Source organism: Faecalispora anaeroviscerum (assembly GCF_947568225.1).
Taxonomy (GTDB): domain Bacteria; phylum Bacillota; class Clostridia; order Oscillospirales; family Acutalibacteraceae; genus Faecalispora; species Faecalispora anaeroviscerum.
On the sequence record NZ_CANOOQ010000001.1, the window covers coordinates 592,583 to 606,183 of the forward strand.

General features: G+C 55.0%; 11 protein-coding genes. All 11 read left to right on the plus strand.

Going from position 1 to position 13,601, the window contains the following annotated elements; genetic code table 11:
• The first annotated feature begins 157 nt into the window (after positions 1-157).
• The gene (gene infC / locus QOS46_RS02920; RefSeq protein ID WP_283607166.1) at positions 158-628 is read left to right on the plus strand and encodes a translation initiation factor IF-3; all 471 of its coding nucleotides are present in this window, start codon (positions 158-160) and stop codon (positions 626-628) included.
• 25 nt (positions 629-653) lie between these two features.
• A complete protein-coding gene (gene rpmI, locus QOS46_RS02925; protein WP_283607167.1) occupies positions 654-851 on the plus strand; it encodes a 50S ribosomal protein L35 in 198 nt (65 codons plus the stop codon).
• A gap of 57 nt (positions 852-908) precedes the next feature.
• Positions 909-1,262, plus strand: coding sequence for a 50S ribosomal protein L20 (gene rplT, locus QOS46_RS02930; RefSeq protein ID WP_009063772.1), 354 nt, complete (start codon positions 909-911; stop codon positions 1,260-1,262).
• A gap of 194 nt (positions 1,263-1,456) precedes the next feature.
• Positions 1,457-2,272, plus strand: coding sequence for a TrmH family RNA methyltransferase (locus tag QOS46_RS02935; RefSeq protein ID WP_283607168.1), 816 nt, complete (start codon positions 1,457-1,459; stop codon positions 2,270-2,272).
• Positions 2,269-3,567: a DNA-processing protein DprA gene (dprA, locus tag QOS46_RS02940; RefSeq protein WP_283607170.1), complete on the plus strand. Its 1,299-nt coding sequence runs from the start codon at positions 2,269-2,271 to the stop codon at positions 3,565-3,567. The genes QOS46_RS02935 and dprA overlap by 4 nt, the downstream gene beginning before the upstream one ends.
• 167 nt (positions 3,568-3,734) lie before the next feature.
• Positions 3,735-5,813, plus strand: a complete 2,079-nt coding sequence (gene topA / locus QOS46_RS02945; protein ID WP_283607171.1) for a type I DNA topoisomerase — start codon at positions 3,735-3,737, stop codon at positions 5,811-5,813.
• Positions 5,813-7,159 carry a methylenetetrahydrofolate--tRNA-(uracil(54)-C(5))-methyltransferase (FADH(2)-oxidizing) TrmFO gene (gene trmFO, locus QOS46_RS02950; RefSeq protein WP_283607172.1) on the plus strand — a complete coding sequence of 449 codons (1,347 nt, stop codon included), beginning with the start codon at positions 5,813-5,815 and terminating at the stop codon, positions 7,157-7,159. The genes topA and trmFO overlap by 1 nt, the downstream gene beginning before the upstream one ends.
• Positions 7,143-8,135 (plus strand): phosphate acyltransferase PlsX, encoded by a 993-nt coding sequence (gene plsX / locus QOS46_RS02955; protein WP_283607173.1) that lies wholly within the window; start codon positions 7,143-7,145, stop codon positions 8,133-8,135. The genes trmFO and plsX overlap by 17 nt, the downstream gene beginning before the upstream one ends.
• 38 nt (positions 8,136-8,173) lie before the next feature.
• Positions 8,174-8,863 carry a ribonuclease III gene (gene rnc / locus QOS46_RS02960; RefSeq protein WP_283607175.1) on the plus strand — a complete coding sequence of 230 codons (690 nt, stop codon included), beginning with the start codon at positions 8,174-8,176 and terminating at the stop codon, positions 8,861-8,863.
• Complete coding sequence (locus QOS46_RS02965) at positions 8,860-9,867, plus strand: elongator complex protein 3 (RefSeq protein WP_283607176.1); 1,008 nt, start codon at positions 8,860-8,862, stop codon at positions 9,865-9,867. The genes rnc and QOS46_RS02965 overlap by 4 nt, the downstream gene beginning before the upstream one ends.
• 93 nt (positions 9,868-9,960) lie before the next feature.
• Positions 9,961-13,536, plus strand: coding sequence for a chromosome segregation protein SMC (smc, locus tag QOS46_RS02970; RefSeq protein WP_283607178.1), 3,576 nt, complete (start codon positions 9,961-9,963; stop codon positions 13,534-13,536).
• Positions 13,537-13,601: the final 65 nt, after the last annotated feature.

Here is a 13,601-nt window from a genome sequence, read left to right on the forward strand (position 1 = left end):
ATCGGTACTTTTCTTATTTGAAAAGTGTGTGATTTGGTATTGATGCGCGGGCGGAGAATTCTGTCCGCGCTTTTTGTTAGCCTGAAACGTATTTTGGAGGTGCTTACCAATTAGCAACAAGGAACTGCAGATCAACGAAGAAATTCGAGACAAAGAAGTGCGTCTCATAGACAAGGACGGCTCTCAGCTGGGTGTTTTGCCGATTGCGCAGGCCATGGCGCGGGCGGCGGAAAGTAATCTCGATTTAGTAAAGATTGCTCCGCAGGCCAAACCGCCGGTTTGCAAAATCATCGATTACGGCAAATATCGCTTTGAGCAGGCCAAGCGTGAGAAAGAAGCAAGAAAAAATCAGCATGTCGTAGATATTAAAGAGATTAGACTGTCTCTGAATATCGATACCCATGACTTTAATACGAAGGTGGGCCATGCGTCCCGCTTCTTGCAGGATGGGGACAAGGTGAAGGTGTCAATCCGCTTCCGCGGCCGCGAAATGGGCCACCCGGAACAGGGGCATCAGATCATGCAGAAATTCGCGCAGGCGTGCTCCGAAATTGCGAACGTAGAGAAATCGTCTAAGCTTGAGGGGCGCAATATGCTGATGTTCCTTGCTCCAAAACCCACGAAGTAATTATTTTTAAGGAGGGGCAATTGTTATGCCTAAAATCAAGACGCATTCCGGCGCGAAAAAGCGCTTCAAAATTTCCAAGTCCGGCAAGGTTATTCGCGGGCACGCGTTCAAATCTCATATTTTGAACAAAAAGTCCACAAAACGTAAAAGAGTTCTGCGCCAGACCACTGTGACCGACGTTACCAATGTGGCGAAGGTAAAGAAAATGATCCCCTATAAATAAGGGAGCAATCACAAAAAATTGATCTTATTTTGACCATATATTTGGAGGTAACAGCTCATGGCTCGTGTTAAAGGTGCGTTGGCAACACGCAAAAGAAGAAAAAAAGTATTAAAGCTTGCAAAAGGCTACTGGGGTGCAAAGAGCAAGCATTTTAAAATGGCCAAACAGGCCGTAATGAAGTCCGGCAATTATGCTTACATCGGCCGTAAACACAGAAAAAGAGATTTCCGCCGTCTGTGGATCACCCGTATTTCCGCCGCCTGCAAAATGAACGGCGTGAATTACTCCTCTTTTATGAACGGCCTCAAAAAGGCGAACATTACCCTCAACCGCAAGATGCTGTCCGAAATCGCTGTTTCTGACGAAGCGGCCTTCCAGGCTCTGGTGGAGAAGGCGAAAGCGGCCTTATAATAAGCTGTGATTGCGCCCGGGTCATGACCCGGGCGCATATTTTTGATTTAGCCGGGTAATACCGGAAAGATAATCAAACACTTTCAATAGATGTTTCCTTTTTCCTGCCACAGGCGAGAAGGAAAACCGGAAATTCAATTTTGTGTTTTATCAATTTACATTGCTATCATCAATCATTAGTCTGGAGAATGCAAATGATGCCATGCCAGGTGATTACCAGCCGGAAAAACGAAATAGTAAAAGCTGCCGCAAAGCTGCGGGATTCCTCTTCGTTCCGCCGCGAGCAGAATACCTTTCTCGCGGAAGGCGCGCGCCTGTGTGCCGATGCGGCCGACAGCGGGCTTTTGATTCGCGGCGTGTTCTACACGGAAAAAGCGGGGGAAAAGTACGCTTCTTATCTGGAGAGAATCTTCCCGAAAGCGGAGCAGGTTTACCAGATTGCCGAATCGGTGGGGGAGCTGCTGAGTGATACCCGCCAGCCGCAGGGCGTGTTCTGTACGGCAGAGCTGCCAAAGCGGACAAGTACAGAGGCCGGAATCGGGCAGAACGGCTGCTACCTAGCTCTGGAAGAAATTCAGGACCCGTCAAATCTCGGGGCAGTGCTTCGCACGGCGGAGGCGCTCGGTGTTTCGGGTGTGGTGCTGGCCGGCTCCTGCTGCGATCCTTACGGGGCAAAGGCGCTGCGAGCCGGTATGGGCGCGGTGTTCCGCCTGCCTCTTTATTTTGAGGAGGAGCTTGCGTCCTGTGCCTGCCGTTTGCGCGAACAGGGCTTTTTTACCGCTGCCGCCGTTCCGGCGGAGGACGCTGTGCCGATTACGCAGATTTCTTTTCCGTCCGCAGTTCTGCTTGCTGTGGGGAACGAGGGCGCGGGGTTGTCTGAGGCAACCATCGCTGCCTGCGATGCCCGCATTACCATCCCGATGCTCGGAAGAGCGGAATCCCTGAACGCGGCTTCGAGTGCCGCCATCCTGATGTGGGAGATTATGAGAACGCGGGGGAGATTAAAATGATTGGCGAAACCGCTTTCTGGGTATGGCTTCAGAATGGCCTTGGCGCCGGCAGCGGCAAGGTCAGCCGCGTGCTTTCTTCCTGTACCAGTCTGCGTGAATTCTGGGAGGCTGGCCCCCAGTTCTGGAAGCTCCAGGGTTTTTTCACCGCGCGGGAGTTCGGCGCTTTGCGAACATTTACCCCGCAGGATGCCCAGCAAATCGTCGACCAGTGCGAACAGACGGGCATCCGCCTGCTGACGCCTCAGAGTGAGGGATATCCCCGTTCCCTGTGGGAAATCACAAATCCTCCCTGTGTTCTGTATATCAAAGGGCAGCTTCCCCCCGTGGATGAGATGCCTTCCATCGCGATGGTAGGCACGCGCGACGCGACGATCTCCGGTAAGAAGATCGCGTTTTCTCTTTCCTATCAGCTGGCTCGCGCGGGTGCGGTTGTCATCAGCGGCGGCGCGCGGGGAATTGACACAGCGGCCCACAAGGGCGCGCTGCAGGCGCAGGGAAAAACGGTCTGCGTGCTGGGCTGTGGCCTGGATTACCCGTATCTGATGGAAAACGCCGGCCTGCGGCAATGGGTCGCCGAAAGCGGCGCGCTGGTTTCGGAGTACCCACCCGATTCCCCCGCATCCAAGGGTGCGTTCCCGATTCGTAACCGCATTATTTCAGGCCTTTCGTGCGGCGTTCTGGTGGTGGAGGCCGCTGCGAAAAGCGGTTCTTTGATTACGGCAGACCTGGCTTTGGAGCAGGGGCGCGACGTTTTCGCGGTGCCCTGCGGAATCGATAATCCCGTTTCACGCGGTGTTAACACGCTGATTAAAAATGGTGCGGTGCCGATCGGCAGCGCGGCCGAGCTTCTGGAGCAGTACCTCGACCGTTTTCCGGAGAAAATTCGGATGCCCCGCCGCGAAAATCCCGATGTACCGTTCGCCATGATTTCCGAGCGCCATTGTGCGTCGGCCGTGGGGCCTGCCCCGGTGAAAAAGAAGGTTCCGCCAAAGCGGAAAGCGGAGGTGTTTTCTGAGCTGATTTCAGAAGAGCTGCCCGGTCTGCTTTCCAGCACGCTGAACGACGACTCTTTTGGCGAGACCGCCGAGCCGCGGAAAAAATCGCCGCTGAAAGCGGCAGAAGCGTCGGAAGACGCCATTCTGCTCGATTCTCTGCTGACGGAGGAAGCGGTTCATCTGGCGGTTTTGGGGGAGAAAAGCGGCCTTTCTCCGCAGCGGATGCTGGCAGCCCTGACGGAGCTGGAGCTTCTAGGCCGAGTGCAGCCTCTTGGCGGCGGGCGATACCGCTGTTCGTGACAAATCGATTCATTTGTGGTAAGCTTTGTGAAAACCGCCTGATTTCAGCCGGTTTTCACAGTGCTTAATCACTCGCAAGTGGCAGGTTTTTCCATTTATTTTTTGCTTACCCCTTGCGTAATTCCACTTGAGTGGCTACAATCTTAAAAGAAAGAGGTGGTTTCTATATGTCGAAACTGGTGATTGTTGAGTCACCTGCTAAGGCGAAAACAATCAAGAAGTATTTAGGCTCCGGTTACGAGGTCGTCGCATCCATGGGACATGTTCGCGACCTGCAGGAAAACCGTTTGAGCGTGGATATAAAGCACGATTTTAAGCCGAAGTACGAAATTATTAAGGGAAAGGAAAAGCTGGTACAGGAGCTGAAAAACGCAGCGGAAAAAAGTGAATCTGTACTGCTGGCAACTGACCCTGATCGTGAGGGAGAGGCGATTTCCTGGCACCTTGCCTATATTTTGGATCTCGATACCTCTCTGCAAAACCGCGTGACCTTTAATGAAATTACCAAGACCGGCATCACGAACGGAATGGAGCATCCCCGCACCATAGATCTGGATCTGGTCAATGCTCAGCAGGCCCGCAGAATTTTGGATCGCCTGGTGGGCTATAAGCTCAGCCCGTTTCTTTCGCAGAAAATCCGGCGCGGGCTTTCTGCCGGACGTGTGCAGTCTGTTTCTGTTCGCCTTGTCGTAGACAGAGAAGAGGAAATCCGCGCCTTTGTGCCGGAGGAATACTGGAGCATCGACGCCAAGCTGGTTCCCCAGGGGGCACGCAAGGCGTTCGACGCTTCTTTTTACGGAGATGCCAACGGGAAAATTAAGATTACCAACCAGCAGCAGGCGGATGACATCCTGAAGAGCCTGGAAAACGCGGAGTTCCGTGTATCCAAGGTGAAAAAGGGCTCCCGTAAAAAATCTCCCGCGCCGCCGTTTATCACTTCTACCTTGCAGCAGGAGGCCTCGCGCAAGCTGGGCTTTCAGGCCCGCCGTACCATGAAGGCGGCCCAGGAGCTGTATGAGGGCGTTGAGATCGAGGGCATGGGTGCCATCGGTCTGATTACGTATATGAGAACGGACTCGCTGCGTATTTCGGAGGATGCGATCCACGACGCGACGGCCTATATTGAGGAGCGCTGGGGCAAGAAATATCTACCGGATGCTCCCCGTCACTTCAAGACGAAGGCCAACGCGCAGGACGGCCATGAAGCGATTCGTCCCTCCACCCCCAGCATCACGCCCGAACAGGTGAAAAGCAGCCTGAGCAACGACCAGTATAGGCTGTATAAGCTGGTTTGGGAGCGCTTTATCGCCTGCCAAATGGCTAACTGCCTGCAAAGCACAACGCAGGCCGACATTACCGCCGGTGAGCATCTCTTTAAGGCTTCGGGCTATACGGTCACGTTCGACGGCTTTACCGTGCTGTACGAAGAGGGCAAGGATGAAGAAACCGAGCAGAGCGGTGCGCTGCCTGTGCTTACACAGGATATGCCGCTCAAAAAGAAGGAGCTGGCTGGCAATCAGCACTTTACCCAGCCGCCGCCGCGCTTCACGGAAGCGTCGCTGATCAAAGCGCTGGAAGAAAACGGAATCGGACGCCCGTCTACCTACGCTGCAACGATTTCCACCATCACGAGCCGCGAATATGTTGTGCGCGATGGAAAAGCGCTGCACCCCACCGAGCTGGGTGAGGTCACCACGCAATTGATGCGCGAACGCTTCCCTAAGATCGTCAATGTGAAATTTACCGCGCAGGTCGAAAAGGATCTGGATACCGTTCAGAGCGGAGAAACCGATTGGATACAGACGCTGCATACCTTTTACGGTGACTTTGAAAAGACCCTGAAAAAAGCCAAAGAAGAGATGGAAGGGGTCAAAATCCAGCTCAAAGAGGATGAAACCGATGTCATCTGTGAAAAATGCGGACGGAATATGGTAGTTAAGGTAGGGCGGTATGGCAAATTCCTGGCCTGCCCCGGGTACCCCGAATGCAAGAATGTAAAGAAGCTTGTTGTAGAAAACGGCGCGGAATGCCCTAAATGCGGCGGAAGAGTGGTCGTAAAGAAAACTAAAAAGGGCCGTGTGTTCTATGGCTGCAATGAGTACCCAAAATGCGACTTTGTTTCGTGGGATGAGCCTACCATGGAGAAATGCCCCCGGTGTGGCAAAACCCTGCTGCGTAAAAAGGGCAAAACACCGAAGCTGTATTGTGTAACGCCCGACTGTGGCTATGAGAAAATGGAGGAATAATGAAAATATCTGTCATAGGGGCCGGTCTGGCCGGCTGTGAGGCGGCCTGGCAGATTGCCTCCCGGGGGATCAAGGTGGACTTGTACGAAATGAAGCCGGTTCACTATACTCCCGCCCACAAAAACTCTGGCTTTGCAGAGCTGGTTTGCTCCAATTCGCTCAAGGCAGAGCGGGTTGCCAGTGCGGCCGGGCTGTTGAAAGAAGAAATGCGCCGGCTGGGTTCTTTGCTGATGCAGTGTGCGGACAAGGCTCGTGTGCCGGCTGGTGGAGCGCTGGCGGTGGACCGCGACATTTTTTCCTCGCTTGTCACCGAGCAAATCCGCAGCCATCCGTTAATCCACGTTCATACGGAACAGGTACAGAGCATCCCGGACGGTGGCATTCGCGTGGTTGCCACCGGTCCGCTGACAGCGCAGGGCCTTGCGGACGACATAGCAATCTTCTGTGCGGGCAGCCTGAGCTTTTACGACGCGGCCGCGCCCATTATCACGGCGGAAAGCCTTGATATGGAAGCGTGTTTTTCCGCTTCTCGGTATGATAAGGGCGGCGACGACGCATACTTGAACTGCCCGATGAACAAAGAGGAATACGAGCGCTTTTACGATGCGCTGGTGTCTGCCGAACGCGCGCCGGTTCATGGTTTTGATGTGGCCGACCCCAAAGTATACGAGGGCTGCATGCCGGTAGAGGTTATGGCCGGGCGCGGGCACGATACACTTCGGTTTGGCCCGCTCAAGCCGGTCGGGCTGCGAGACCCCAAAACGGGGCATCGTCCCTGGGCGGTGGTTCAGCTTCGCCGCGAGAATGCCGCCGCAACACTGTATAATCTGGTCGGCTTCCAAACCAACCTGAAGTTCCCCGAGCAAAAGCGGGTGTTTGGGCTAATTCCGGCACTGAAAAATGCCGAATTTGTCCGCTACGGTGTGATGCACCGCAATACGTTTGTCAATTCCCCCAAAATACTGCGCTCCGATTTCAGCATGCAGGCAGACCCTGATCTATTTTTTGCGGGTCAGCTTACCGGGGTGGAAGGTTATATGGAATCTGCGGCATCCGGCTTGATGGCCGGGTGGAATGCCGTACAGCGCCTGCGGGAGCAGGAGACCGTCGTTTTGCCACCGGAGACGATGATCGGCGCGCTGAGCCGGTATCTGGTGGAATGCGATCCCGCACATTTTCAGCCTATGGGGGCGAATTTTGGCATTTTGCCGCCATTTGAAAAACAAATTCGTGATAAAAGAGAACGGTATGAGGCATTGGCAAAGCGATCTTTGGACATGCTTCTACCATATACCGAGAAAGACGTTGCTGTAATGGGAGGTTTTTCCGATGAAAATCATTGTTGATGCGTTCGGAGGCGACAATGCGCCGCTGGAAATTCTGAAGGGCTGCGAGGCCGCTGTCAAGAGTTTGGATATCGATATTATTCTCACGGGCCGGGAGGAAGAAATCCAAAAGGTTGCTGAAGAGAATGAAATCTCTTTGGAGCGCATGGAAATTGTAGACGCGCCCGAAGTGCTCACCATGGATGACCATGCGGGTGCGATCATGAAGGAAAAAAGTGATTCCTCCATGGCGGAGGGCCTGCGCCTTGTTGCCGAAGGTAAGGGTGACGCATTTCTGTCTGCCGGGAACAGCGGTTCGCTGGTGGTTGGCGCTACCATGATCGTCAAGCGCATTAAGGGGATCAAGCGCGTTGCGTTTGCCCCCATGGTTCCGAACAGCAAAGGCTTCTTTATGCTCATCGACAGTGGCGCCAATGTGGACTGCCGCCCCGAAATGCTGCTGCAGTTTGGAATTATGGGCTCCATCTACCTTGATAAAGTGATCGGCGTGAAAAATCCTCGCGTTGCGCTGGCAAACGTCGGTACGGAGGATCACAAGGGCGGCGATCTGCAGCACGCGGCGTTTGCCATGCTCAAGGATTCCAAGTTGAACTTTATCGGCAATATCGAAGCGCGCGACATTTCGAACGATGGCGCGGATGTTGTTGTGGCGGATGGTTTTACCGGCAACATTATCCTGAAAATGTTTGAGGGTGTTGTCACAATGGTTATGGGCAAGTTTAAGGAAGTGTTTACCAAGAACACTAAAAATAAAATGGCAACGGCGATGCTGCTTAAGGATATGACCGCGCTGAAAAAATCCATGGACTACAACGAGTACGGCGGTGCGCCGGTTATCGGCGCGGCAAAGCCGGTGTTCAAGGTACACGGCAGCGCTAAGGCGCGTACAGTAGAAAGCGCCCTGCGCCTGACTAAGGCCTATGTAGAAAAGAATGTAACAGAAGAAATCAGCCGCGCCATCTCCGAACAGGAGTAGGCCGGCTTTCTCCGGGGATGATGGGGGAAGGAGCGCGTATGCAAAAGTCAAATCTCAAAGATCTGGAAGAAAAATTGCAATATCATTTTCAAAACCCGCAATATCTAATTACCGCCATGACCCATTCCTCTTACGCAAATGAGGTGAAGTCGGCCGGGCACAGCAACGAGCGTTTAGAATTTTTGGGTGATTCCGTGCTCAGCATTGTTGTGGCGGATTACCTGTTCAAGCACTGTCCAAATCTGCCGGAAGGTGATCTGACGAAGAATCGGGCGGCGCTGGTTTGTGAAAAAGCGTTGTGCGGATTTTCGCGCCAGCTGGGGCTGGGGGAATACCTCATGCTCAGCCGCGGCGAGCAGAATTCCGGCGGGCGCGAGCGGCCGTCGATTCTGGCGGATGCGTTCGAGGCCCTGATCGCCGCGATTTATCTCGATGCCGGCATGGAGCGTGCGCGGGAATTTATTTTGCGCTTTGTTCTGCCCGTGCTGCAGACTGCAAAGCCAAAGGCGTTTAAGGACTATAAGACCGCCCTGCAGGAGATCATTCAGCAGAATCCCGAGGAACAGCTTGAATATATACTGATCGGCGAAAGCGGCCCCGACCACGACAAGCATTTTACCGTTGAGGTGTGCCTGAACAGCAATGTGATTGGCAAGGGCGGCGGACGCAGTAAAAAAGAGGCGGAGCAGCAGGCAGCACGTGAAGCGTTGGAGCTGATGGGCTATTGAAGCACGCAAATGTGGCGATTTTCGTCCCTCACGCTGGCTGCCCGCAGCGATGCTCCTTTTGCAGCCAGAACAGCATCACGGGTCAGGCGCGGTTGCCAACGGTGGATGAGGTTCGAAGCACCCTAAAAACAGCTGAAGAAAATCTGAAAGAAAAAAGCCGTTTCGCGGAAATCGCTTTTTTCGGCGGCAGCTTTACAGCAATTGATCGCGGCGATATGCTCGCTCTGCTGGAAGCCGCCGCTCCTTCTGTCAGGGACGGGATTTTCTCGGGGATTCGCATTTCTACCCGGCCCGACGCGATAGACAAGCAGGTTCTGGAGCTGCTGCGCCAATACGGTGTAACAACGATTGAGCTGGGCGCACAAAGCATGGATGACACTGTGCTGCAGCGAAACCGGCGCGGCCATACGGCGGAGCAGGTGCGGCAGGCGTCGCGGCTGATACAGGAGATGGGATTTTCTCTTGGGCTGCAGATGATGACAGGTCTTTTGGGCGATAACGCCGCCGGTGCGATGAGAACTGCCAAAGCCTTTGCCGCGCTGAAACCGGACTGCGTAAGAATTTACCCGACCATCGTTATGAAGGGCACAGAGCTTGCTCAGTGGTATCAGTCGGGGGAATATGTTCCGATGGAACTGGATGAAACCGTGGAGCTATGCTGCAACCTGCTGGAACTGTTCGGCAGCCGCTTAATCCCGGTGATCCGTTTGGGGCTGCACAGCTCTCCCGAAATGCAGCGGGATCGTATTGCGGGGCCATGGCACCCGGCGTTTCGCGAGCTTTGTGAAAGCAGGCTCTTTCTGCGTCGGCTGCTCGCCTTTCTGGAGCGCAAGCAAATTTTGCCGGGGTGTGTCGAAATCCACGTTTCCCCACAGTGGGTTTCAAAGGCGGTGGGGCAGAGCCGGTGCAATCTTTTCGAGCTGTCCCGGCGGGGCTATGCTGCCCATGTGGTGCCTAATCCGTCGGTAAACCCGGCTGAATTTCAGGTGCATGCTCTTATCTGAATCTCAGGCAAAAGTGAAAACACAGTTCTCTCTCCTGTGCCCTCGGTGGAAGAGAGAACGAGTCAATATCAATCCGAAAGCAGGTGAACACGAGTGCTGTTAAAGTCTTTGGAGCTTCAAGGCTTCAAAACCTTTCCCGATAAAACGGTGTTACATTTCGACCGCGGCATTACCGCGGTGGTTGGCCCGAATGGCAGCGGGAAAAGCAACGTCAGCGACGCCATCCGCTGGGTGCTGGGGGAGCAATCGGCCCGCGTGCTTCGCTGCTCGAAGATGGAGGATGTGATTTTCGGCGGAACTCCGGCGCGCAAGGCGCAGGGCTACGCGGAGGTTACCCTCACCTTTGACAACACCGACCGCCAGCTGGAGTTTGACAATGACCAGGTTTCCGTTACCCGCCGGTATTACCGTTCGGGGGAAAGCGAATACCTGCTCAATAAAAACACGGTGCGCCTGCGCGATGTTCACGAGCTGTTTATGGATACCGGTATGGGGCGCGACGGCTATTCGATGATCGGGCAGGGCAAGATCGACAGCATTGTCGCCGCCCGCAGTGAAGACAGGCGTGAGATTTTCGAAGAGGCTGCGGGAATTTCACGCTTCCGATACCGCAAGGGCGAATCGGAGCGGCGGCTTCAGCAGGCGCAGGAAAATTTGGTGCGCCTGCACGACATTTTCTCAGAGCTGGAAGCCCGCGTCGGCCCTCTGCGCGAGCAGGCGGAAAAAGCAAAGCAATATTTGGAATACTCTGGGGAAAAGCGAACGCTTGAAATCGGCCTATGGCTGAATACATTGGGGCACTCCGGTCAGATTCTGCGTGACTATGAAGATAAGCTGCTTCTGGCTCGCGGCCAGCAAGAGGATATCGACAAACGCGCCGCAGAGTTGGAAAAACAAATTGAAGAAAATTATCAGGCGGTCAACGCCTGTACCGTACGAATGGATGAGGCGAGAACGCTCGCTTCCTCCAAAGAAGAAGAAGCCGCCCGAAAGGACGGCGAGGCGGCCGTTCTGGAGAACGACCGAGAACATAACCGGCAAAATCAGGAGCGAATTCTGCACGAGCTGGAAAACTCCTCCCTTTCCGACGAGGATCTGCGCAAGGAGATTGAAGAAAAGCAGCGCCAGATCGAGGAGAAGGATCGTTTTGTACTGAGCCGGCAGGAAGAGGTAACCGGTGTTTCCAAACGTCTGGAGGAGCTGCGCGGCTCAATGGAGCAGTATTCTGGCCAGATGGAGGAGCAGACCCACCGTCTGACGCAGCTGACGGCGGAGGTGTCGCAGGCTAAAATCCGCGAGATGACAGCGGTCACCGCCATTTCTGAAATCGAACTGCGCCGTGCTACCGTGCAGCAGGCACTGCAATCGCGCGATCAGAAGCGCCGGGAGCTGGAGTCGGAGGAGCAGGAATGCGCCGCTCTTCTGCAAAAGGCGGAGGATACCATTTCCGCACTGACCAATACGGCCCGCGGCTTTGAAATGCGGCTCGAATCCCGGCAGAAGCGCTTGGAAGAAGCCCGCCGGAAGAGCGAGCAGCTCCGACTGGACGCCGGGGAGCAGGCGCGGCGCGTGAAGCTCCTCGAAGAAATGGAGCGCAATCTCGAGGGGTTTGCGCACAGCGTCAAAACTGTAATGAAGGAAGTGGAGCGCGGCAGCCTGGCCGGTATTTATGGCCCGGTTTCGCGGTTGCTGCAGGTTCCCGCCGAGTACGCCACAGCGGTGGAAACGGCCCTTGGGGCCGCCATGCAGAATATTGTGGTGGAAACGGAGCAGGACGCGAAACGGGCGATCAACCTGTTAAAGCAAAAGGATTCGGGACGTGCCACCTTCCTGCCAATCTCCACCATTCGCGGGAATCTGCTGCAGGAGCAGGGGCTTTCCGAATGCTCCGGATTTGTCGGCGTGGCGTTTTCCGTTTGCGGGTGCGACCCGAAATACGCGGGCATTCTGCGTTCGCTTTTGGGCCGCATCGCGATTGCCGAGGATTTGGACAGCGCCGTTGCCATTGCGAAGCGTTTTTCTTACCGCTTCCGCGTCGTGACGCTGGACGGTCAGGTGGTTAACACAGGCGGTTCCCTCACCGGCGGCTCTCTGGCAAAAAACGCCGGGCTGCTGGGCCGTACGGCGCAGATGGAGCAGGCCAGACGCAGCGCCGCCGCGCTGTCACAAAAGGCAGAGGAAGCCGAGGTCGCGCTCAAGGCGGCGCAGGCCGAGTTTTCCGCCGCGCAGGCTTCGCTGTCTGCTTCACAGGCAGAGCTCAGCACAGCAAAAGAGGATCGCGTGAATTTGCAGGCCGAGTATGGGCGCGTGCGCTCGGAACGGCAGTCTCTTGAGGGCGGCGCGCAGGAGCTGGCCGCGGAGCAATCAAAGTCCGAACAACGGCTCGGCGAGCTGCGGGAGCAGAGGGAACAGGCTCAACGTGATGCCGGAACGTTGGAAGAACAGATTGAAGCACTCCGTCAAAGCGTAAGCCAGATGACCGGCGACCGTGAGGAGCTGGACAAACGCTATCAGGCTTTGACGGATGCCTTGCAGGAAGCGCGGATGACGGCGCTCTCCGCACAAAAGGAAAAGGAAGCGCTTTCTACCGCTGCCGAGGAGCTGGAGAACCGACGCCTGAATTTCGCAGGGCTGGCGGAGCGCCTGAATCAGGAATTGGAGCAGCTCCGTGAAAACGACCGTGCAATCGAACAGCAGGCGCAGCAGTTAAGGGCGCAGGCACAACAATTGCGAGATTCCGCCGCCGCTTCTCGCGAAAGCGTAGAGGACATTGCGCGTCAGCGGGCGGAACTGGAAGCACAGGCCGCGCGTCTGCGGGCGCAGGAGCGCGAACAATCCTCCGCGCGGGATACCATCGGGCAGGAACTGGCCCGTTTGGAAGAGCGGCGCGCCAATGTGCAAAAGGAATACGATGAAATTATTTCCCGCTTGTGGGAAGAATACGAACTAACCCGGCGCGAGGCCGAAGAGATCAGCCCGCGTTTGGAGGATGTTTCCGCTGCGAAAAAACGCCTGAACGAGCTCAAGGGCAAAATCAAGGCGCTCGGCACGGTAAACGTGGCCGCAGTGGAGGAATACAAAGAGGTTTCGCAGCGGTACGAATTTTTAAAGGAGCAGATCGGCGACGTGGAGAAATCCCGCGACGAGCTGCGAAAGCTGATCGGCGAGCTGACCCAGAAAATGCAGGAGTTGTTTTTGCAGCGTTTTGAGAAAATTCGGCAAAATTTTTCAGAAACCTTCCGTTCTCTTTTCGGCGGCGGTACTGCTGGATTGACATTAAGCCAGCCGGAGGATGTTCTGGGTTCAGGAATCGACATTTCCGTTCAGCCGCCCGGGAAAATCGTCACGCATCTGGAATCGCTTTCGGGCGGTGAAAAAGCGCTGGTGGCCATTGCGCTGTATTTCGCAATTATGAAGGTCAATCCGCCGCCGTTCTGCGTGCTGGATGAAATCGAGGCCGCGCTTGACGACGTAAACGTAGACCGTTTTGCGGGTTACCTGCGCGGCATGAATCAAAACACCCAGTTTATCGTCATTACCCACCGCCGCGGCACCATGGAGGAAGCGGATGTACTGTACGGCGTGACCATGCAGGATGAGGGCGTTTCAAAGCTTTTGGAGCTGCGTGCCTCCGAAATTGAGCAGAAGCTGGGAATACGACAGGGATAGATGATTTCATTGATAGCAATTTTATATAAAAACAGTCATTTCTTCCCTCTATGTAGGCGGGGAAG